Source organism: Sulfuricurvum sp. (assembly GCF_028681615.1).
Lineage (GTDB): Bacteria > Campylobacterota > Campylobacteria > Campylobacterales > Sulfurimonadaceae > Sulfuricurvum.
This window is the reverse complement of the sequence record NZ_JAQUHV010000003.1, coordinates 164,687-184,632: the sequence shown is the minus strand read 5'-3', so window position 1 is coordinate 184,632 and position 19,946 is coordinate 164,687. Positions and strand designations below refer to the sequence as shown.

Genomic DNA, 19,946 nt, shown 5'->3' with positions numbered 1-19,946 from the left:
TTAACAGCGTAAATTAAAATTTATTCATATCTAAACTAATTCTCACTACAATATTTACGCAATCTATTTAAAAGTAAAAATCGTAAACTATTTAGAAAGACAGGAACTTTTTTTTGACATCCCATAAAGGCTTTTTGAAGACGTTCAGCACCATCTCATTGCAACGCAAACTGCTGTTGTTTGTCGTTATTGCGCTTTCCTTGATTTTTACGCTGAGCGGTATGTTTATCTATAAACTGGTTAACGACACTTTTATACAATCCGAAAAAAAACATATTGAAATTATCTCTGAAACACTTTCCACAAAAGTGGGCATATGGTATTTTATTAACAAAGATAATGCGCACCTCAATATGGATGAGTTCTTAAAAAAGATGCTCAACAACTACCACTTAGAAAACATAACCTTTAAAGACAATAACGGCAATCTGATATCCGAAGTCAAATCGGCTGAATATACCCCGGATGACCCCTATAATTTAAACTATGAAAAAGCCGTTTACAATCCGGAAGAGTTTAATTCACAGAACAAATTCGGAACCCTTAAAATAGCCTATGCCCACCATATGCTTAAAGAACTTTCGACGAAATACTACACCGTCGGGGTCATTCTCGTCCTGCTGCTTACCTTGTATTTTTATCTCGAGATGCGTCTATTAAAAGAGCTTCTTACCCCTCTACGAAAAATCGCTTCCGAAATCAAAGGCTATATGCCCGGTGATAAACTCGTTTTTGAATCATTTAGTAAACATAAAGATGACGTTATATCCGAGATCGTCAACGGATTTCTCCATATGCAGCACAACATTGACGAAGCTATGGAGAAAAAAGAGATCGAAAAAGAGAACAATAGAATCAAAGATGCTATTTTGATGAAACAATCACGATTTATCGAAATGGGGACCATGATCAATAATATTGCTCATCAGTGGAAACAACCGCTCAATATTATAGAACTATGCATTACCGATTTAACCCTTAAAAGTATGATGGGAACCGTCGATCCGGAATATCAAGAGAAACTGTTCAAGGATATGCATAATCAAGTGGCATTCATGTCAAAAACTATTGATATCTTTAAAAACTTTTTGGATGATGATCAAAATGAGAAAAAAATGGAGGTCTTTACCCTCAAAAAAGCTATCACAGACACAATGCAATTGCTGGGAAGCACATTAGATAAAAAAAATGTATCCATTACGTTTAATCTTGATGAAAGAGCATCCGCCTACGGCTCTATCAGTGAAATCGAACAGGTCTTATTAATCATCATCAACAATGCGATTGATGCCCTGAGCACTCAAATAACAATCGAATGCACGCGTGAAAAAACAGGTAATCTCCTTAAAATCTACGATAACGGGGGAGGATTTTCTCCGGAAATAATCGACAAAGTGTTTGATGCATATTTTACGACGAAACATCAATCTCAAGGGACCGGGTTGGGGCTATTCATTGCGAAAATGATTGTCGAAATAAAACTAAACGGTACGATAGAAGCGCATAATTTTAACGATGGGGCGCTGTTTGTCATCAAACTCCCTTTCCCTCCGTCGCCCGCTGCAAAAAAATAGCAGACTCCTAATCATCTATTCTCCGGCATGCATTAGGTTATAATGGTGAAAATTAACCAAGGTTTCCCTCCTATGTCCAAAAATCCGACACTTCTCCAACAATTTCGCTCTTTTTGTTTTCAAAACAACGCAACGGATATCGAACGCGCTATCGAGTATTTCGCCATTTTCGGAGGGATGGGATGGAATGTCGATATGACCAAACCGCTGGAAGAACTGATCGAAGAGAAGGTTTTGTCCAATTACCGGTATATCCACGGCGATTTAACCAAAATCACCCAAAGCAATAGATCCTATCATGCGCTTCTCACTGCCCTCGCATCCGGAGACCGGAGGGAGTATTCCGCATTTAGACGTGCTGATTTGGGTCGAAAAGAGGGAGAAGAATCGGCAGCATTTTTAGTAAAAAACTCTCTGCTGATTCGGCAAGAGTCCCAAGAAGAACCTTCCGATCAAAATGAAGAGGTCTCTGCACGCTTAGTATTTACCGCCCCGTTCCTGCGCTTTTGGTTCTTTGCCGTCTCTCCCTATTACAAAGGGATCAAAGAGGGTGATTTTACGGAAATGAAAGAGCACTGGGAAAATACCAAACAATCTTTTTTTGATCCTGTGTACGAAGGGCTCGTAATTGCTTTGGTGAAACAAAGTTTCAAAGAGGACTGGATGGCTAAAATCGGCTCGTACTGGGATAAAAACACAGAAATCGAAATACTGGGACAAACAAAATCAGGCAAGGTTATAGCCGGATCATGCAAATATTCCAAAGCCAAAGCCAACAAAAGCGAACTTTCCAAACTCCAGGAAAAATGTGCCAAAGCCGCACTTCATCCGGATATGTATGTTATTTTCTCCAAAAACGGATTTTCAAGCGAATTTAAAAAAGAGAAAAGTGATACGCTGAAGCTTTTAAGCCTCAAAAATCTTAAATCACTGATGGACGATCTGAACGAAAAAGATCTACTCGTCAACACCAATAAAAAATATTAAAATATGATGTGCCTATCTTTTCATCACAAAATGGAACGATGCACCTATAATACCCGCTATAATCGTTTTAACCTCTTCGTTTAATCGGATCCTCATATTTGGAACTTTTTATCCCTTGGAGGGTAAAAAGGATCCCTATGCCACTTTATCATCTCGAATCTCTTGGACGAGATGCCTACATCACATCTATCTCAACACTGACAGACCATGAAAGCATACGTTTTGCCGATCAGTCGTTAGCATGGTGGGATCGCCATTTCAGCTGGAATGCGCAGGGGTGTGCGGTACTGTGCAATGAAAAGAATGAGCATCTATGTTATCTTTTTTCAAAGATCGATCGATACGGCGAATATATCACCCTCTACAATCTATTTACCCCTCTGATAGAACAACGCAAAGGGTACGCTACACAGATACTCCGTCTAATCCTCGCCCAAGCTGTTGAAAAACATGTACGAAGAATCACGTTTTCTTCGGTATCGGCATCACTCGATTTTTATCAACTGCTAGGATTTATCTATTGGGGGGTCAATGATATCGGTGACTTTTATTGTAACTTACCGCTTCCGAAGGAGGGATTGGACGGTATCATCGCAATGATCCAAGATTCGGATATCCAGACACTGATCGGTCAGAATATGGATAAAATCCATACCAAAGTCAATGCCAACGAACTCAAATTTACACCTGCACAAACAAAAGTTTTTGAGAAGGATATTCTGAAGCTCGGTAAAAGCTATGCTCGAAAAGAACTCAAAATCCTGAAAGAATCATCATAATATCCAAGCAATAATTGAGTAGAATTTCAAAAAGACATAAAGGGATCATTATGGCATGGGCAACCGCACGACATATTTTAGTAAATTCAGAAGCTGAGTGTAATGCTCTCAAAGCCGAAATTAAAAACGGGGCTTCTTTCGCGGAAGTGGCGGCAGACAATTCACTCTGTCCATCAGGACGCAAAGGGGGAGATTTGGGACGATTCAGCCCAGGTCAAATGGTAAAAGAGTTCGATACGGCAGTATTTAACGGAGATGTCGGCGTACTCTACGGCCCGATCAAAACCCAATTCGGCTACCATCTTTTAGAAGTAACGAGCAGAGGGTAACCTCCTCCGCTATGCAAAAGACCTCAGAGTATATATATGATGTAATCGTCGTCGGTGCCGGAGCGGCCGGTATTATGGCCGCTATTACGGCCGCACGGCGCGGGCATCGTGTTTTACTGCTCGAAAAACTCTCTAAAATCGCCGCAAAGCTCAAAGCCACCGGCGGCGGACGATGCAATCTCACCAATACCCTCTCCAATGAAGATTTTATGGCACGGTTCGGACGTGACGGACGATTTATGACCCCTGCCCTTAAGGCTATGGATCATCGTGCTTTGATCGCTTTTTTCGCCGAAATCGGAGTTGAGAGCCATGCACCGGATGGTTACCGTGTTTTTCCGATATCCCACAGCTCAGTCAGTATCATCACCGCATTGGAAGAGGAGATGGAACGATTGGGCATCACCCTCATCACGTCAGTGCGTGCTGAAAAACTGGAACATAACGGCGAACGTATCAGCGGCGTAAGTACGAGCTCACAAACTTACAACGCACCCCATGTTATTATCGCAACAGGTGGATTGGGATATCCGCAGCTTGGAGCTGAGGGGGATGGATTCAAACTCGCCTCCGCAGCAGGTCATAAAATTACAGAGCTCTACCCTGCCATGATGCCGCTCAAAACCAAGGAAGTGTGGGGAGAATCATGCCGCGCCGATACGATTGCCAAAGTCGAAATCAAAATCGATCTGCCTAAAGCAAAAAATATCCGCGCCAAAGGGGACCTCATCTTTACCTCTCACGGGATCCGAGGACCTGTCGTACTCGATATTGCCCGTGAAATCAACCCATATCTTTCCAAACACGGCGAGGTTCCCATCCTAATCAATATGACCAAAGGGTTGAATGAAGAGCAAATACGGACGCATATCAAAAAAGAGATCGATAGAAATCCTGAGCAGTCTATATTAACCCATATGATGACGCTTCTTCCCGAATCGGTATCCCGGGCGCTGTGCACTCTCGCCGAAGCCGATCCGGGCAAAGGGTTTAATAAATTAGAAGGGATTGTACGAGACCGGCTTATCAAGTTCCTCGCATGGACTCCGCTCACCGTGACAGGTCATGACGGGTTTAAAATGGCGATGATCACCCGCGGCGGTGTATCGCTCAAAGAGATCCGTCCCGAAAGCATGGAGAGTAAAATCATCCACGGGCTTTATTTTTGCGGCGAAGTGATGGACCTCGACGGCCCGTGCGGCGGCTACAACCTGCAATGGTCATTCGCCAGCGGATATGTGGCGGGACATTTGGGAGCCCTCTCTAAATAACCATTTGTATGAGGCTTTCCGCCCACATACTCAGATGATCTTTGGACAATGCGCTGCTGAAACGGTTCATCTCTCTCCCGTTTTTAAACGCTATCGTTGTCGGGAGCATATTGACACCGTATTGGCGTGCAATTTCGGGAAATTCGACCGTATTTACTTTGATAAACCGTACTTCGAGTGCAAATGACGATGCCGCTTTTTCATAATCCGGAGCCATTTTCATGCACGGTGCGCACTCAGGAGAATAAAAATCGACAAGTACCGGAATCTCATTTTCGGTAATGTGGGTTTGAAATACTTCGCTTGAACAATCGATAGGTGTCGTATCCAGTAAAGAAAGCCCGCATGATTGGCAGGGAATATCTTCTTTGGTAACTTCATTGGCTATGCTGTTTACATGATTGCAATGAGGGCAAACTATTTTGAGTGTTTCCATATTTTCATCTCCGGATGCAGGCTTATTTCCATATGCAAATGTTATACTAGAGAGCCTCTTTTATGAAGTCTGTCTATAGCTTAAATATCCATCCTAATCTGTTTCGTTAACACCTCACTCTAAAGAGCAAATATACAATTTGGCGATGAAAAAAATAGCAATTATCGGCGGTGGTTTAAGCGGTCTGTACGCAGCAACCCTCTTGGAAAACAACTGCAGTGTAACCCTCTTCGAAGCACGTGATCGTCTGGGAGGGAGAGTCTATAGTGTTGAGGGATTCGATCTCGGTCCAAGTTGGATCTGGCCGCATCAAAACCGCATAATAGAGCTCATCCGTTCGCTCGGTTTGAACATTTTTCGGCAATACAGAAGCGGTGAAGCACTCTATGAAACGCCGCAAGAGATTCAACGTTTCAATCCAGCGCCCAATGCTCCATCCGGCAGAATTATCGAAGGGTTAGGTGCACTGATCGATCAACTCGCATGCCGACTTGTGACGACGCAAATCAATCTTGGTGAAACAGTCCAAATGCTCGTTTATAATAACGATCAAATCCTCCTCACCACAAATAAAGACGAATATCGATTTGACCATGTGATCATCACTTTACCCCCACGACTTACACTCCAATCTCTACGATTCGATCCACCTCTGCCTACTAAACTGCAAAACCACTTTGCCTCAATACCGACATGGATGGGGCACTCTGCCAAATGCGTTATCGAGTTTGAAACACCGTTTTGGCGTGAAATGGGGTTGAGCGGATTTTGTTTCAGCCACAGCGGCCCTATGGGAGAGATTCATGATGCCTGTACGTATGATCGCTATGCGTTATTCGGTTTTATCCGTTCCGATACCGATATGCGTACGATTGAATTGCAAGTGCGCCAACAGCTGCAACGGCTGTTCGGTGAAACTGCATCGCCGATTATCGGGTTTCATTGCGTCGATTGGCGCCAAGAACAATTTACGTCGGTCAAAACCGATGCGTTGCCATTAAGTATACATCCGAATTACGGGCTGGAATGCGATTATTTAAACGACAAATTAACGTTTATCGGGACCGAAACTTCCTATCACGAAGGGGGCTATCTCGAAGGTGCTTTGGCTTCTACCGATAAAATACGTCATTTGATCACATGACATAAATCGTATTTCTCGTAAACTTCTTCTACTCTAAATAAATTCTTACTCTCGCCGCTTTAATATAAAAATCTTATATCTACATAACATCATATGACTTATTATTTAACACTTTTTATTGTAAGGAGTTAGTAATGCTACGGAATTTTCATTCTATACTTTTAGCCGGTTTGCTACTTTCACCCCTTTACGCAGTTGATTATGACGGAGAAAAGGAGACTATTTTTGAAACGCCTTATAATGTTTGCGTCATCCCTCCCCAGATAGATGAAGCAATCGCAAAAGGGATTCAAGTTGTCGACGAAAAAGCAGCAAAAGCGCTGTATGACCAAAAAGCCTACTTTTACGATGCCCGTGAAAAACGGCACTATATGAAAGAGCATATCAAAGGGGCCTATCCCGTCTATTTTGATGTATCAAAAGCTGAATACATTGTGATCCAGCTGCCCAAAGACAAAGATGAAAAGCTTGTCTTTTATTGCTATGGAGAAACCTGTGCAAACTCTTATGAAGCCGCATTATCCGTTCGAAAACTAGGATATAAAAACATTTATTGGCTGCTTGACGGATTTGCGCCATGGAAGGCAGCAAAATATCCGATCGAAGGAAGATAGGGAGTATTAAAATTTAAAAACAAAGTTTTAAATATTCTTTTAGTATATAAGCACTAATATTATTGAATTTAGTTTTTTTAGATTGATTGTATATCAACAATTTCTAGAGGAGATAATATGAAAGAATTATCTGCATTTTGGCAGGAGTGGACAACTCCCCATTCGCTGGAGCTTCTCGGAAATGGTCTTCTTCTCGGCCTTTTCGCCGGTATCTCGGAAGGAACCCTTATTTATCTGTTGATGAATGCAATTGGGCTATTCGATACCGTCTTGATTTATGGAGAATAAGATCATTCTTTACCTTCTCGTCCTCTAAAAAAATACCTCGCTTAAAAATAATCGTATTTCCCTGCTTCAATATCAACTTTAATTTCATCCAGAGCTTCTTGCATGATCGAAATAAGAATTTTTGCCGCTTCTTTATCATCCCCCTCAGGTACGTCCCAATCGGTAATGGTCATATTTGCTTTAAACATCATCTCCATTGCATTTTTGATCTCTGATTTTCGATTTTCCAAGTCTTTTTGTACGGGATCCATCTATTTCTCCTTCTGACTTTTTGTGTTACCGAACTATTATAATACGAAATCGTTACAATTTTTTCTATTTGTCTTGATCACTCTTCTTTCAATTTCCAACGATATCGACAAACAGTTGAACATAGCATGGTATAATCAACCTATGCAAAAATACATCCATTACGACCCTTCCCAAGAAGAAATCCATTCCTTTCACATGCAGGTGAGTTCTGACAGCGGTCATCATTATTATAAAATTCATTTATCGGAATTGACGGAAGGGCAGCGCAAACATATCTCCCAGCGTTACGGCGTTACCCTCAATATTTTGGAAAGCGAACCGTACCTGGTACTGGTCAGAATGATAGATATCTAAAACAGCACATTTCGCTATACGCATTAACCATAAAAAGGTCATTCATGATAAAAATAATCCTCTCTTTTCTTTTCACCGTATTAATACTTTCAGGATGCAAAAAAGATGAACCTGTATCCTATCAAGGGTATGTCGAAGGCGAATACGTCAATATCGCATCATCCCAAAGCGGCAGACTGGATAAAGTGTTCGTAAAACGGGGGGATTTTGTAAAGGCTTCCGCTCCCCTATTCGTACTCGATTCCGAAAATGAAGTCGATCAACTGCATCAAAACGAATCGGAATTAGCCTCTGTGCAATCCGTTCTGAGTGACATGCAAAAAGGTTCCCGTCCCGAAGAGCTCGACGTTATCAAAGCCAGACTCACCCAAGCCAAAGCCGATGCCGATAATTTTCAAGAACAGCTCCGACGCAACAAGGAGCTCTATAAAGCCAACGCACTCTCCAAAGAAGCACTTGACAATACGACAGCATCTGCCCTCCGCAGCGCGGCACTGGTAAAAGAGCTGCAGGATAGCCTAAAAGTTGCCACAATCGGGGATCGCCATGACCGCATCGAATCCCAAAAAGCAAAAATAAAACAAATTCAGGCACTGATTGCCCAAACGCAATGGCGTTTAAGTGAAAAAGCGCTTAAAGCTCCTACCGATGCTATGGTATTTGACACGCTGTATCGGGAAGGGGAATTTATCCCTGTAGGAGGGGTTATTGTTCGACTGCTTCCGCCGCAAAACCGAAAAATTCGTTTTTTTGTCCCTCAAAATATCTCTGAAAAACTGGCCATCGGTCAAAAATTATTGATTGTTTCACGCAGTGACGGACATAAAATTCCGGCTCATGTCACCTATATTTCAACAGAAGCAGAGTACACGCCGCCTATTATCTACAGTAATGAAACGAAAGACAAACTCATCTACATGATCGAAGCCTATCCGAGCCTTGAAGATGCACCTCTGCTCCATCCCGGACAACCTGTGGAAGTTACTCTTGAACACGTATGAGAACGCTATCGATGTTCGAGGTCTGAACAAATACTTCGGTGAAAAACATGTCGTTAAAGATCTATCCCTCCAAGTAGGACGTGGAGAGATTCTGGGATTTTTGGGGCCCAATGGAAGCGGAAAAACCACCGCTATCCGTATGCTCTGCGGTCTGCTCACCCCAGACAGCGGCGAGGGGCATTGTCTGGGATACGATATTCGTACCCAAAGCGACGCAATCAAACGCGAAGCAGGATACATGACCCAAAAATTTTCCTATTGGGAAGATTTGAGTATTCGTGAAAATCTCGATTTCGTCGCACGGGTTTATGAACTCGCCAACCGCAAACACGTTGTCGACGAAGCACTCGAAACACTCGGTCTTACCTCCCGTTCGTCCCAACTGGCACGTTCCCTCTCCGGAGGATGGAAACAGCGTCTTGCCCTCGCCGCATGTATGCTCCGCCACCCAAAATTGCTGCTTCTCGATGAGCCTACTGCCGGAGTCGATCCCAATGCACGACGCGATTTTTGGGAAGAGCTGCATGAGCTCGCATCCCAAGGAGTTTCAGTCCTCATCAGCACCCACTACATGGATGAAGCGGAACGGTGTCATAAACTCGCCTACATCGCCTATGGAAATCTCCTCGCACAGGGGAGTGCAAAAAATATCATCGAAGCGCAAAAACTTTTTACCTACGAAGTCATCGGAGATCGATTGATGGAGATTTCAAAACTGATCGAAAAAGATCCTGCCATCGAACAAACGGTCATTTTCGGTTCAACGCTTCATGTCAGCGGAAAAGACTCCCTAGCCATCGAAGAAGTACTGAAAACACAGCAATTTAAATCTATTCCCACCACACTGGAAGATGTCTTTATCTATCTCATGAAACATACGCGTGATAATTACGGAGAGAGTTATGAACTTTAGTTTTCATCGTTGGTGGGCCATTGTTCTCAAAGAGTTTTTACAGCTCAAACGCGATCGTGTCACGTTTGCCATGATGGTCGTACTGCCGATCATCCAGCTTGCTCTGTTCGGCTTCGCGATCAATACCGATCCCAAACATCTCCCGATCGCAATCGTAACGTATGATGAGAGTGATTTTACCCGTACGATTCTAAGTTCAATGCAAACTTCGGATTATTTTGCCATTAATAAGGACTATACCACACCCAACGAGGCGCAGGCAGCCCTCAAAAAAGGGGAGGTGCAGTTTATCCTCACGATTCCGAGTGATTTTACTAAAAAACTTCTCAGGGGCGAAAAGCCCTCCATTCTTCTTGAAGCGGATGCGACCGACCCGGTCACTGTTTCCGTTGCCCTTTCCTCTATCGAGGGAATTGCTCAGCAGGTTGCCAAAAAAGATCTCGTGGGTCCGCTTTCAGGGCTTTGGTCTCAGAAAAACCCGTTTGATATTCGAATCCATCGCCTCTATAACCCCAACAGTATCAATCAGTACAATATTATTCCGGGACTCATGGGGACAGTCATGACGATGACCCTCACTATGATGACGGCACTTGCCATCACCCGTGAACGTGAGCGGGGAACGATGGAAAATCTCCTCGCCACTCCGGCGCGGCCTCTGGAAATCATGACGGGGAAAATCATCCCCTATGTCTTTATCGGTCTTGTCCAAGCCTCTTTGATCCTTTTTGCTTCGCATTATGTATTCGGTGTTCCGTTCAACGGCTCGATTGTACTGGTTTATACGGTGGCGCTCCTCTTTATCGCCGTAAACCTCACCATCGGAATTACCATCTCCTCTTTGGCGCAAAATATGTTGCAGGCATTGCAGCTTACGATCTTTTATTTTCTCCCAAGCATCTTGCTCTCCGGTTTTATGTTCCCTTTTTATGGGATGCCAAAATGGGCGCAGCACATCGGTGAAATACTCCCGCTGACCTATTTCAACCGTCTTATTCGGGGTATTATTCTTAAAGACAATAATTTGGCGATGCTTTGGCCTAATATTTGGCCTTTATTGATTATTGCGGTTGTGATGATGACACTAGCGGTCAAGTTCTATAAGAAGACTCTCGACTAAAAGTCTCTTTTATCTCGCTATAATTTCGCCTATTTTTAACGAAACGATTCTTATGACGAAACTTTTTTTGATTCTAACGTTCTTATTTCATACTGCACTTTTCGCCGATACCGATATTATTTATGATATTCGCGGGTATTCTCCCCAACTCGATGCCAATATGACCCAATTTTTGGATAAATGGCGTATCAATACCGTCACGCCTGTTCAGGCTGGCCACTATAAAAACGTTATAGTAAACGCAAATACTTCCCGTAAAAATGTCACCCTCACATTTGACGACGCACCCGATGAGAACAATACCTACAAGCTCCTCGACATTCTCAAGTCTCATCATGTCAAAGCCGCTTTCTTTATGATCGGAGGGACGATGGTCGATAGTAATATCACAGTCGTTAAAAGAGCAAATGATGAAGGGCATCTAGTCCTAAATCATACCTTTAACCATCCGCGGCTCACGGATCTGGATGAAAACAACATCACCTATCAGCTGGGTCTCGCCGCAGCACGTATCGAAACAATTACCGGACACTATCCCATCCTTTACCGCCCTCCGTACGGTTCAATCAACGCTCGCGTCTTAAATACCGTCAATGATCAAGGGATGACCACCGTCCTCTGGTCGCTCGATTCCCTCGACTGGACCCTCAAAGATCCCAATGCCGTCGTGGAGAATGTTGCCGATAATGTCCGCAACGGCGATATCATCCTCATGCACCGCAATCCGACCAGCGTAGCAGCCCTTCCCGGAGTGATCGAAAAACTCATGGAAATGGGGTATACCTTCCTCCGTCTCGATGAATTGCTGGGGATAAAACCTTACAGATAAAACAGGCAGCTTTACGCTATAATACGGCTACCATTCGCGCACTCGATCACGCGTTAGAGACTTCTTTTTTGATCGCTTATCCCCCCTCATCACTGAGGCCTATGTACCCAAGGACTATTTAATGTCATCGACGACACCTATCAAACGCCAAAACCATCGTATCCACCCATGTAACCGCCCTCGTAAAAATGAACTGATCCATTTTTTAATCGAACGCAACAGCGGTAAAAAAATCCTGATCGTCACGTCTGATGATGCCGGAGAACTCACCAACCTGTTTGCAGGGAACAACATCACCGTCCTCAGCGATGCCGAGCTGGCAAAAGCGCCGGATCTTCGCTGTGAAGTACTGATCAGCTATGACCTCCCCGAAAAAGCGATTGTCTATATGTCACGCTTTGCCAGAGCAAGCGAATACGCCCTCATCACACTCGATGCGGAAGATCAAAAACGGCTCTACCCGATCGAACTTCTCAACGGACGTACCATCACCCAAGAGATCGTCAAAGGATTCGAACCCGATTTCGGAATCGCCGTAGACAATCAGCAAAAAGCCGAAGCTAAAGCTCGCCGCGCAGAGCGTGAAGCCCGTGATGCAGCAGATCCTCGAAATCGTGACAAAAAACCGGTTCGTGATACCCGTCCGGAACGTAACCGCGATGATGCACCGCGAAATGACCGACGGCCTGCACGCGGTGAAGATGACGGATTTACCTCTAAAAAACAGCACAACAGCAAACCCCGTTTTGTCGGTAAAGATGAAAACGGCAAACCGATTTTCGAGGGGAAAACCCGCGAGCGTAACCACTACATCGACGGAACCCCGCGTTCCGATACGGAAAAAGCAACCCGTACTCCTTACAGCAGTAAACCGAAATTTTTCGGGGAGAAAGCAAAAAATACGGATGAGCGAAAACCATTCGATGGAGAGAAAAAACCGTATGGTGAAAAGAAACCGTATGGTGAAAAGAAACCGTTTGGCGATAAAAAACCTTACGGCGACAAGAAGCCTTACGGAGACAAATCGTCCTTCGGAGAAAAAAAACCTTACGATAAAGATGGTAAAAAACCATTCGGAGAGAAGAAGTCTTACGGAGACAAAAAACCTTATGGTGATAAGAAACCATACGGTGATAAACCCGCTTTCGGGGAGAAAAAACCGTTTGGGGATAAAAAGCCTTATGGCGACAAACCTGCTTTTGGAGATAAAAAGCCCTACGGTGACAAAAAGCCCTATGGGGATAAAAAATCATTTGGAGACAAGAAACCGTTCGGGGATAAAAAACCGTACAATGATCGGAAACCCGCTGAAGCACCTGCTGCACCGAAACGTCCTCCTCGCCGAATCGATGTAAAATCATTCAAATCGCCGAAAGAGAGCGAATAATCTCTTATAAATCGATGTCCTTAATGGACTATTAACGCTAACTCGAATACAATATCTCTACACAATTGCATAGGAGATAACATTGGCAGGTATTTCGACAAAAGGGAGCTACGGCCTCGCCGCCATGTATGAGTTAGCGCTTCACTACGGACAAGGCCATCTTCAAATTCGCGACATAGCCGAAAAAGCCAACATTCCCCAAAACTATCTGGAACAAATTCTCGCGACCTTGCGTAAAGAGGGGTTGATTCAAAGCATTCGTGGAGCCGGAGGCGGTTACTTACTTGCAAAAGCTCCTAATACAATCTCGGTATTTGACATATTAGTCGCATTGGAAGGGGAACTTTGCAACCCTACGGATGAACGGTTACAACCGATTTTGCATCTGTATTGGAATCGTATCCGAGAAGATATGAAAGGTGTTTTTCACGAGAGCCTCCAAGATCTCGTCGATCAGGGAAATGCTCTGGATCAACAATCAATGTATTTTATTTAATCTGCCTCGCTGAGGCAAGCTTTAGTGCCATAGCGGCGAGCGTAGCCAAATGGGGCTTTGCTCCGGTGGCGTTCAATAAAATGAAACCTGTTGCAGTTGATACTGCGGCAGTTTTCCGTAGAGTTTTACCACATCACCGAAGACGATTACTGCCGGTCCCTGAACGTTTTTAGCCGCTTTTGCCAAACCTGACACGGTTGTTATAACACTCTGTTGTTCAGGACGGGAGGCATTTGCGACAATCGCTACCGGAAAATCTTTCGGAACTCCGCTTTGAAGAGCCGCTTTACGGATAGCTCCGGCCAAACTCAACCCCATCAATACCACAGTCGTATGATTCGGTACTTTTAAAAGCGGCAGCCAATCCGTATTAAACTTGGCATCTTTCAAATGTGCCGATACCACTGAAAAACTGGAGGCATACCCTCTCGCGGTCGGCGGAATTCCGGCACATGCCGGTCCGGCTACCGACGAAGAGATACCGGCAATAATCTCAACCTGATACCCCTGCTCGCCCAAGTAAAGCGCTTCTTCGGCTCCCCGTCCGAAAATATAGGGATCACCGCTCTTTAGCCGTGCAACGCTAAACCCCTGTGACGCATAATCGGCAATCAGCGCATTGATCCGCTCTTGACTGATACTATGGCAGTTTTTCGGTTTACCCACATAGATTTTACGTGTTTGCGAAGGTATCAACGCAAGAATCTCATCCGTGATAAGATGATCATACAAAACGATCTGGGCCTCACGGATAATCCGGTAAGCTTTGAGCGTCAACTGCTCTGCATCCCCGAGACCACAGCCAACGAGGTACACTTTTCCTTTTCTCGCCGAAAACGTCTCATTGGTTTCGGCTGAATTTGATTTCAAAATTTTTGTCATTCAAGCCTCTTTATTGATTCTCTAATAGCTTCCAGCAAGGCATCGATATCCTCTATCTCTTGCGAATAATGGATACTAATCCGCAGCCATCCCGGCCGCGTTTGGAACGGAGTATCATCCTCCAGTCCTAACAAATCATGCCCGTAAGGTCCGGCGCACGAACATCCTGCACGTGTTTGAAATCCGTCCGATTTGGATAAAACCTCACACAACGCATACGGGTCGATATGTTTGATATTGAACGACACGATCCCGATATTTTCCGCCTTACGGCATCCGTAGCAGGTTGCCCCCTCAATCTCTTTTAACCCGTCGGTAAAACGTTTGTATAAACTTTTTTTGCGTGAAGCGATCCACGCAAATCCAAGCTCGTTACGCAGCTGATAGGCCAAAGCGGCACGGATAAGCTGCAATATTCCCGGCGTTCCCGCATCTTCGCGGTCTTCGATCTCTTCGACAAAATAATGGCTCGTACGGCTCACATAAAGAACCGTTCCTCCCCCGGCAAATGTAGGGGTCGAAGCCGCATCAAAGAGATTTTTGCGTATGGCGAGCAAACCGCATGATCCCGGTCCGCCCAAAAGTTTATGCGGCGAATAAAACATCGCGTCATACAGTTCGCACGGTATGTTGATATACGGGGACGAAGCCGCCGCATCAAAACACACAATCGCCCCGTAACGACGAAGTATCGCCGATATCTCCGCATACGGCGTGATCGTTCCGGTCACATTCGAAGCGATGCAAAACGTCCCGATAATCTCTCTGCCTGCATTCTCCTGCAAAATAGACTCAAGCTGTTCAAGATCAACCAGCCCTTTGGCATTTGGCCCGATACGAACCGTTTCGCAGAGTGCTTCACGGTAGCTGATATCGTTGGAATGGTGTTCATACGGTCCGACAATCACCAGCGGAAGTTCACTATCCGGAGCCGTCGGAAGATACCGTGCGCGCGTTGCCGGTGGGATATAGAGTCCCAAAATCTCTTGCAGCCGTTTTACGGCACCCGTAGCACCGCATCCTGATGGCAATAATGCAAAGGCTCCGTCCAATCCCAAAAGCGATTTGAGATGTTCTCTCGCCTCACGGTAATAGTGATCGGTCCGAGCCGCCATCGATGCCTCTTTCGAGTGGGTGTTCGCATAGGTTTCAAGTACTTCGCGAATACGTGCCTCGATCGGTTCATACGCCAGGCCGGACGCGGTAAAATCGAAATAGGTTTTTTTATGTATTCCGATCGTATTGTGTACTATCTGCTGAAATTTGTCTCCTTTCTCAAGCAGTGGACGCCATAACTGATTCATATGCGTATTTCTCCAATAAAAAATTTCCGAAATTGATACTGTTACTCCCCTCAAAATCCTCAATCAAGGATTCAATCAACGCTGCAACTTCATCCGAAGCGACCTTTACTCCGGTTTTTACGGCAAAACGGCTCTCTTTGCCTTCGAGATGACCTCCGACAATCAGATCAAACCCTTTGAGACGTTCATCTCCCCGTTTCACGATCGCACCGACAAATCCCAGATCAACGATATGGGGATGTGCACATGAATTCGGACAGCCGTTGATGCTGATGCTCACCGGTTCATCAAAATCAGGAAACCGACGGTTCAAATATTCAACCACTTCGATTGCCAGGTCTTTCGTCTCGCTCACCGCAAACTTACAAAAATTCAACCCCGTACATGCCAGTGTCCGAGCTTCAAAAACCGACGGATAGGGATGAAATCCGACCGCTTGAAGCGTATCGATCATCGGCTCCGTTGCATCGGTATGGACATTTAAGATCACAAAATTTTGCGTCGACGTCAACGTAATTCCATCGGCTTTGTACAACTCGAGGATACGCCCGAGTTTCAACAGTTTTTCCCCGCTGATCCGTCCGCTGGTCATGGCACAGCCTATCGTGTTGTACCCTTTTCGTATGGTTGCTCCGACACCGAAATGGGTGCGTCGCGGATACGGTGTAAAAGGTGCATTGTCATAACGCTCCAACTCGACACGGGACTCTTGTTCCAGTTCACGGACGAAACGCTCTACGCCCCATTCATCGACCAAATGTCCTAACCGTGCTTTATTTCGGTTATCCCGACGACCAAAGTCACGGTAGATTCGAGCTACCGCTTCAGCAATTTTGACGATATCCCGACGCTTCACATATCCGATATGATCGGCGATACGCCGGTTGCTCGCCTGACCGCCTCCGACACTCACACTAAAGCGGAGTTCATCGCCGTTTTTGACGGCAGTGAATGCCAAATCCTGTACTTCATGCTGAATACAATGTTTGTTGCATCCGCTCACGCCGATTTTGAATTTTCTCGGCAAATTCGAAAAATCGGGATTTCCCCGATACAGGTTGTTCAATGCAACCACTACATCGCGGACATCATCGATTTGTCCATGATCGAAGCCATTCACCGGACAGCTCACGATATTGCGCGGACAGTCTCCCGATGCACCGAGCACACTCAAACCTACAGTCGATAGACGCTCCAGTATTTCTGGAAAATCTTCTATTTTCAGCCAATGAAACTGTATATCCTGACGTGTGGTGATATCACCGCTTTCACGGCCGAATTGAACCGATATTTCTCCCAAGACTTCGACCTGTTTAGAGGTTAGATACCCTCCGTCAAGCTTGACCCTGAGCATGTAATACTGCGTATCATCGCCCTCTTCCTGAAGACTTCGGTTTTGGGTATAGATACCGTACCATTTAAAACGATCGATATCTTCCGGATCAATCGCTTCACCTGTTTTAGCGTATCGATAAATATCGGCGATAACATCCAATCCATCTTTTTCACGCTTGATGCGCTCGATACGCTCTGCTTTTGTTTCATTCGCCATACCATCTTCCTTAAACGATTGTTGCGGCATTCCAATGCGGAAAATGCCGCCGAATAAGAGCATTGAGCTCAATTTCAAATTCAGACACGGTATTTTTCGGTACCGTTCTATCCTTTTCCGTGCTTTGGGTAATCATTCCTGCCGCTACGGTATTGTTGGTAATTTTGTCGATGAGGATAAATCCCCCCATCTCTCGATTCTCTTCGTACAAATCAAATGCGATCGGTTCGGCTAACACCAGATGGACCGATCCTATATCATTGAGCCCCAAATGCGCCGCGTCATGACGCTCTTGCGTATTGACATCGACACGATAGTCAATGCCGTCAACGTATACGGTAGTGACGGTTGCCGCTCGTTTAAAGATATAACTCTTTCCGGGGAGAAACTTCTCCTCATCCATCCAGACTAAATTGGCACTGAACGCATTACTCTGTACAATACTCTCGTGCGTTTTCACTAAAACATTCCCGCGACTGATATCGATCTCTTCATTTAAAAGTAACGTTATCGCATCGCCGGTTGAAGCTGATTCCAAATCACCGTCATACGTTACGATCGACTTTATCGTTGCCTGTTTTCCGGAAGGATAGGTCGTAACGGCGTCGCCTACACCAATTGTTCCGGCGGCTATCGTCCCCGCGAATCCTCTGAAATCAAGGTTTGGCCGGTTGACGTATTGCACCACCATCCGAAATTGTGCATCAGCCGCCGCGGTAGCCAAAGGAACCTCTTCGAGGATGTCCAGTAACGTCTTCCCCTCATACCATGGCGTTCGTTCACTCTTCGTGACAACATTGTCTCCGTCTAAAGCTGACATCGGAACGGAATAAACTCCCTGAATCCCCAACTCTTTGGCAAAGGCGTGATACTCTGTATTGATCTTGTCAAAGACCTCCTGATCAAAATCGAGCAAATCCATTTTATTAATGGCTACAACGACATTGCGAATCCCCAAAAGACGGACGATATACGAATGTCGGCGCGTCTGTGTCACGATTCCGTATCGTGCATCGATGAGGATAATCGCCAAATCCGCGGTTGACGCCCCGGTTGCCATGTTTCGGGTGTATTGCTCATGCCCCGGAGTATCGGCGATAATAAACTTACGTTTATCGGTCGAAAAGTAGCGGTACGCCACATCGATCGTAATCCCCTGCTCCCGTTCACTCTGCAAACCATCGACTAGGAGTGCCAAATCGATTTTGTCTCCCGTCGTCCCTGACTTTTTACTGTCATTTTTTATGCTCTCGAGCTGGTCCTCGAAAATCATTTTTGAATCGTGCAGCAGTCGCCCGATCAGGGTACTTTTGCCATCATCGACACTCCCGCATGTAATAAAGCGGAGCAACTCTTTGTGTTGTTGTTCATGAAGATAGCCCTCGATATCGGTGGCTATCAAATCGCCTTGATGTGCCATTAGAAATATCCTTCAATTTTTTTCTTTTCCATTGATCCCGAGCTGTCAGCATCGATCAGACGCCCTTGACGCTCAGACGTTTTGGTCAAAAGCATCTCTTGAATGATGTCCGGCAAAGTAACCGCATCACTCACAACCGCTCCGGTCAGAGGGTAACATCCCAATGTCCGAAAACGGACATTTTCAATACTCGGTACTTCTCCCTCTTCAAGCGGAAACCGATCATCATCCACCATAATCTTCACTCCGTCACGTTCGACTACCGGACGCGGCGCCGCATAATAGAGGGGAACGATTGGAATACCTTCTAAATAGATGTATTGCCAAATATCTAGTTCCGTCCAGTTTGAGAGGGGGAATACCCGGATACTTTCACCGTTATGTATCCGTCCGTTATAGATATTCCACAACTCCGGACGCTGATTTTTCGGATTCCAGCGATGATTTTTGTCACGGAATGAATAAATCCGCTCTTTTGCCCGACTTTTCTCTTCATCCCGACGCGCACCGCCGAAAACGGCGTCGAATTCATAATAATTCAATGCCTGCTTCAACCCTTCCGTCTTCATCACATCAGTATGAATCGCACTGCCGTGAATAAAAGGGTTGATCCCCTGTGCGATTCCGTCCGGATTGACATGCGTAAGCAGTGTCAAACCAAGTTCTTTGATCCGACGGTCGCGAAATTCGATCATCTCCTTAAACTTCCATGTCGTATCGACATGCAGCAGAGGAAACGGCAGCTTTGAGGGATAAAACGCTTTGATTGCCAAATGGAGCATCACCGATGAATCCTTGCCGATCGAATACAGCATTGCCGGATTGTCAAATTCTGCAACCACTTCGCGCATAATGTGGATTGATTCGGCTTCCAGTGCCTTTAAATGTGTTTTTCTTTCCGGTGATATCATCGTCTACTCCTTTTTCACCTTTTTTTATTTAAACAAAAATAGCCCAATCGGCCAAATCTTCGCGCTGCGATGCGCAATCATCTCCACAAATCTGCTTTAAAAT

22 protein-coding genes are annotated in these 19,946 nt (G+C 45.1%); 15 read left to right on the top strand and 7 right to left on the bottom strand.

Annotation, left to right across the window (positions count from 1 at the left end):
• Window positions 1-113 precede the first annotated feature (113 nt).
• The 5 genes from PHE37_RS05610 to PHE37_RS05590 all read left to right on the top strand — a co-directional run bounded on the left by PHE37_RS05610 (window position 114) and on the right by PHE37_RS05590 (window position 4,940).
• Complete coding sequence (locus PHE37_RS05610) at window positions 114-1,574, top strand: HAMP domain-containing sensor histidine kinase (protein ID WP_299994102.1); 1,461 nt, start codon at window positions 114-116, stop codon at window positions 1,572-1,574.
• A gap of 45 nt (window positions 1,575-1,619) precedes the next feature.
• Window positions 1,620-2,561 carry a DUF234 domain-containing protein gene (locus tag PHE37_RS05605; RefSeq protein ID WP_366881122.1) on the top strand — a complete coding sequence of 314 codons (942 nt, stop codon included), beginning with the start codon at window positions 1,620-1,622 and terminating at the stop codon, window positions 2,559-2,561.
• 137 nt (window positions 2,562-2,698) lie between these two features.
• A complete protein-coding gene (locus PHE37_RS05600; RefSeq protein WP_300008277.1) occupies window positions 2,699-3,340 on the top strand; it encodes a GNAT family N-acetyltransferase in 642 nt (213 codons plus the stop codon).
• Window positions 3,341-3,390: 50 nt separating this feature from the next.
• Window positions 3,391-3,669, top strand: coding sequence for a peptidylprolyl isomerase (locus PHE37_RS05595; RefSeq protein ID WP_299994096.1), 279 nt, complete (start codon window positions 3,391-3,393; stop codon window positions 3,667-3,669).
• 11 nt (window positions 3,670-3,680) lie between these two features.
• Window positions 3,681-4,940: an NAD(P)/FAD-dependent oxidoreductase gene (locus PHE37_RS05590; RefSeq protein WP_299994094.1), complete on the top strand. Its 1,260-nt coding sequence runs from the start codon at window positions 3,681-3,683 to the stop codon at window positions 4,938-4,940.
• On the opposite strand, the gene PHE37_RS05585 is transcribed toward PHE37_RS05590, so the two are convergent.
• The gene (locus PHE37_RS05585; protein ID WP_299994092.1) at window positions 4,933-5,376 is read right to left on the bottom strand and encodes a thioredoxin domain-containing protein; all 444 of its coding nucleotides are present in this window, start codon (window positions 5,374-5,376) and stop codon (window positions 4,933-4,935) included. The genes PHE37_RS05590 and PHE37_RS05585 overlap by 8 nt on opposite strands.
• Window positions 5,377-5,521: 145 nt before the next feature.
• Between PHE37_RS05585 and PHE37_RS05580 the strand changes: the two genes are divergently transcribed.
• The 3 genes from PHE37_RS05580 to PHE37_RS05570 all read left to right on the top strand — a co-directional run bounded on the left by PHE37_RS05580 (window position 5,522) and on the right by PHE37_RS05570 (window position 7,422).
• Complete coding sequence (locus PHE37_RS05580) at window positions 5,522-6,520, top strand: NAD(P)/FAD-dependent oxidoreductase (protein ID WP_299994090.1); 999 nt, start codon at window positions 5,522-5,524, stop codon at window positions 6,518-6,520.
• A 134-nt stretch (window positions 6,521-6,654) separates the two neighbouring features.
• Window positions 6,655-7,134: a rhodanese-like domain-containing protein gene (locus PHE37_RS05575; protein WP_299994088.1), complete on the top strand. Its 480-nt coding sequence runs from the start codon at window positions 6,655-6,657 to the stop codon at window positions 7,132-7,134.
• 117 nt (window positions 7,135-7,251) lie between these two features.
• Window positions 7,252-7,422 carry a hypothetical protein gene (locus PHE37_RS05570; protein WP_299994086.1) on the top strand — a complete coding sequence of 57 codons (171 nt, stop codon included), beginning with the start codon at window positions 7,252-7,254 and terminating at the stop codon, window positions 7,420-7,422.
• A 41-nt stretch (window positions 7,423-7,463) separates the two neighbouring features.
• Here the strand turns inward: PHE37_RS05570 and PHE37_RS05565 are convergent, their stop codons facing one another.
• The gene (locus tag PHE37_RS05565) at window positions 7,464-7,673 is read right to left on the bottom strand and encodes a hypothetical protein (RefSeq protein WP_299994084.1); all 210 of its coding nucleotides are present in this window, start codon (window positions 7,671-7,673) and stop codon (window positions 7,464-7,466) included.
• 142 nt (window positions 7,674-7,815) lie between these two features.
• On the opposite strand from PHE37_RS05565, the gene PHE37_RS05560 reads away from it, so the two are divergent.
• The 7 genes from PHE37_RS05560 (at window position 7,816) to PHE37_RS05530 (ending at window position 13,774) form a co-directional block, all read left to right on the top strand.
• Window positions 7,816-8,028 (top strand): hypothetical protein, encoded by a 213-nt coding sequence (locus PHE37_RS05560; protein WP_299994083.1) that lies wholly within the window; start codon window positions 7,816-7,818, stop codon window positions 8,026-8,028.
• 44 nt (window positions 8,029-8,072) lie between these two features.
• The gene (locus PHE37_RS05555; protein ID WP_299994082.1) at window positions 8,073-9,029 is read left to right on the top strand and encodes an HlyD family efflux transporter periplasmic adaptor subunit; all 957 of its coding nucleotides are present in this window, start codon (window positions 8,073-8,075) and stop codon (window positions 9,027-9,029) included.
• Window positions 9,016-9,942, top strand: coding sequence for an ABC transporter ATP-binding protein (locus PHE37_RS05550; protein WP_299994081.1), 927 nt, complete (start codon window positions 9,016-9,018; stop codon window positions 9,940-9,942). Before PHE37_RS05555 ends, PHE37_RS05550 begins: the two co-directional genes overlap by 14 nt.
• Window positions 9,932-11,062 (top strand): ABC transporter permease, encoded by a 1,131-nt coding sequence (locus PHE37_RS05545; RefSeq protein WP_299994079.1) that lies wholly within the window; start codon window positions 9,932-9,934, stop codon window positions 11,060-11,062. The genes PHE37_RS05550 and PHE37_RS05545 overlap by 11 nt, the downstream gene beginning before the upstream one ends.
• Window positions 11,063-11,114: 52 nt before the next feature.
• Entirely contained in the window at window positions 11,115-11,891 is a 777-nt protein-coding gene (locus PHE37_RS05540; RefSeq protein ID WP_299994077.1) for a polysaccharide deacetylase family protein, read from the top strand.
• 121 nt (window positions 11,892-12,012) lie between these two features.
• Window positions 12,013-13,278 (top strand): hypothetical protein, encoded by a 1,266-nt coding sequence (locus PHE37_RS05535; protein ID WP_299994075.1) that lies wholly within the window; start codon window positions 12,013-12,015, stop codon window positions 13,276-13,278.
• A gap of 82 nt (window positions 13,279-13,360) precedes the next feature.
• Window positions 13,361-13,774, top strand: coding sequence for an Rrf2 family transcriptional regulator (locus PHE37_RS05530; protein WP_299994073.1), 414 nt, complete (start codon window positions 13,361-13,363; stop codon window positions 13,772-13,774).
• A 72-nt stretch (window positions 13,775-13,846) separates the two neighbouring features.
• Here the strand turns inward: PHE37_RS05530 and cobA are convergent, their stop codons facing one another.
• From cobA to cysD, 5 genes are read right to left on the bottom strand one after another with little or no spacing between them, the layout of a single operon-like run.
• Complete coding sequence (cobA, locus tag PHE37_RS05525) at window positions 13,847-14,656, bottom strand: uroporphyrinogen-III C-methyltransferase (protein ID WP_299994071.1); 810 nt, start codon at window positions 14,654-14,656, stop codon at window positions 13,847-13,849.
• Window positions 14,653-15,960: an aminotransferase class V-fold PLP-dependent enzyme gene (locus PHE37_RS05520; protein ID WP_299994069.1), complete on the bottom strand. Its 1,308-nt coding sequence runs from the start codon at window positions 15,958-15,960 to the stop codon at window positions 14,653-14,655. The genes cobA and PHE37_RS05520 overlap by 4 nt, the downstream gene beginning before the upstream one ends.
• Window positions 15,932-17,512 (bottom strand): nitrite/sulfite reductase, encoded by a 1,581-nt coding sequence (locus PHE37_RS05515; RefSeq protein ID WP_299994067.1) that lies wholly within the window; start codon window positions 17,510-17,512, stop codon window positions 15,932-15,934. The genes PHE37_RS05520 and PHE37_RS05515 overlap by 29 nt, the downstream gene beginning before the upstream one ends.
• A gap of 10 nt (window positions 17,513-17,522) precedes the next feature.
• Window positions 17,523-18,932, bottom strand: a complete 1,410-nt coding sequence (gene cysN, locus PHE37_RS05510; protein ID WP_299994066.1) for a sulfate adenylyltransferase subunit CysN — start codon at window positions 18,930-18,932, stop codon at window positions 17,523-17,525.
• Window positions 18,932-19,843, bottom strand: coding sequence for a sulfate adenylyltransferase subunit CysD (gene cysD / locus PHE37_RS05505; RefSeq protein ID WP_299994064.1), 912 nt, complete (start codon window positions 19,841-19,843; stop codon window positions 18,932-18,934). Before cysD ends, cysN begins: the two co-directional genes overlap by 1 nt.
• Between the last annotated feature and the right edge of the window lie 103 nt (window positions 19,844-19,946).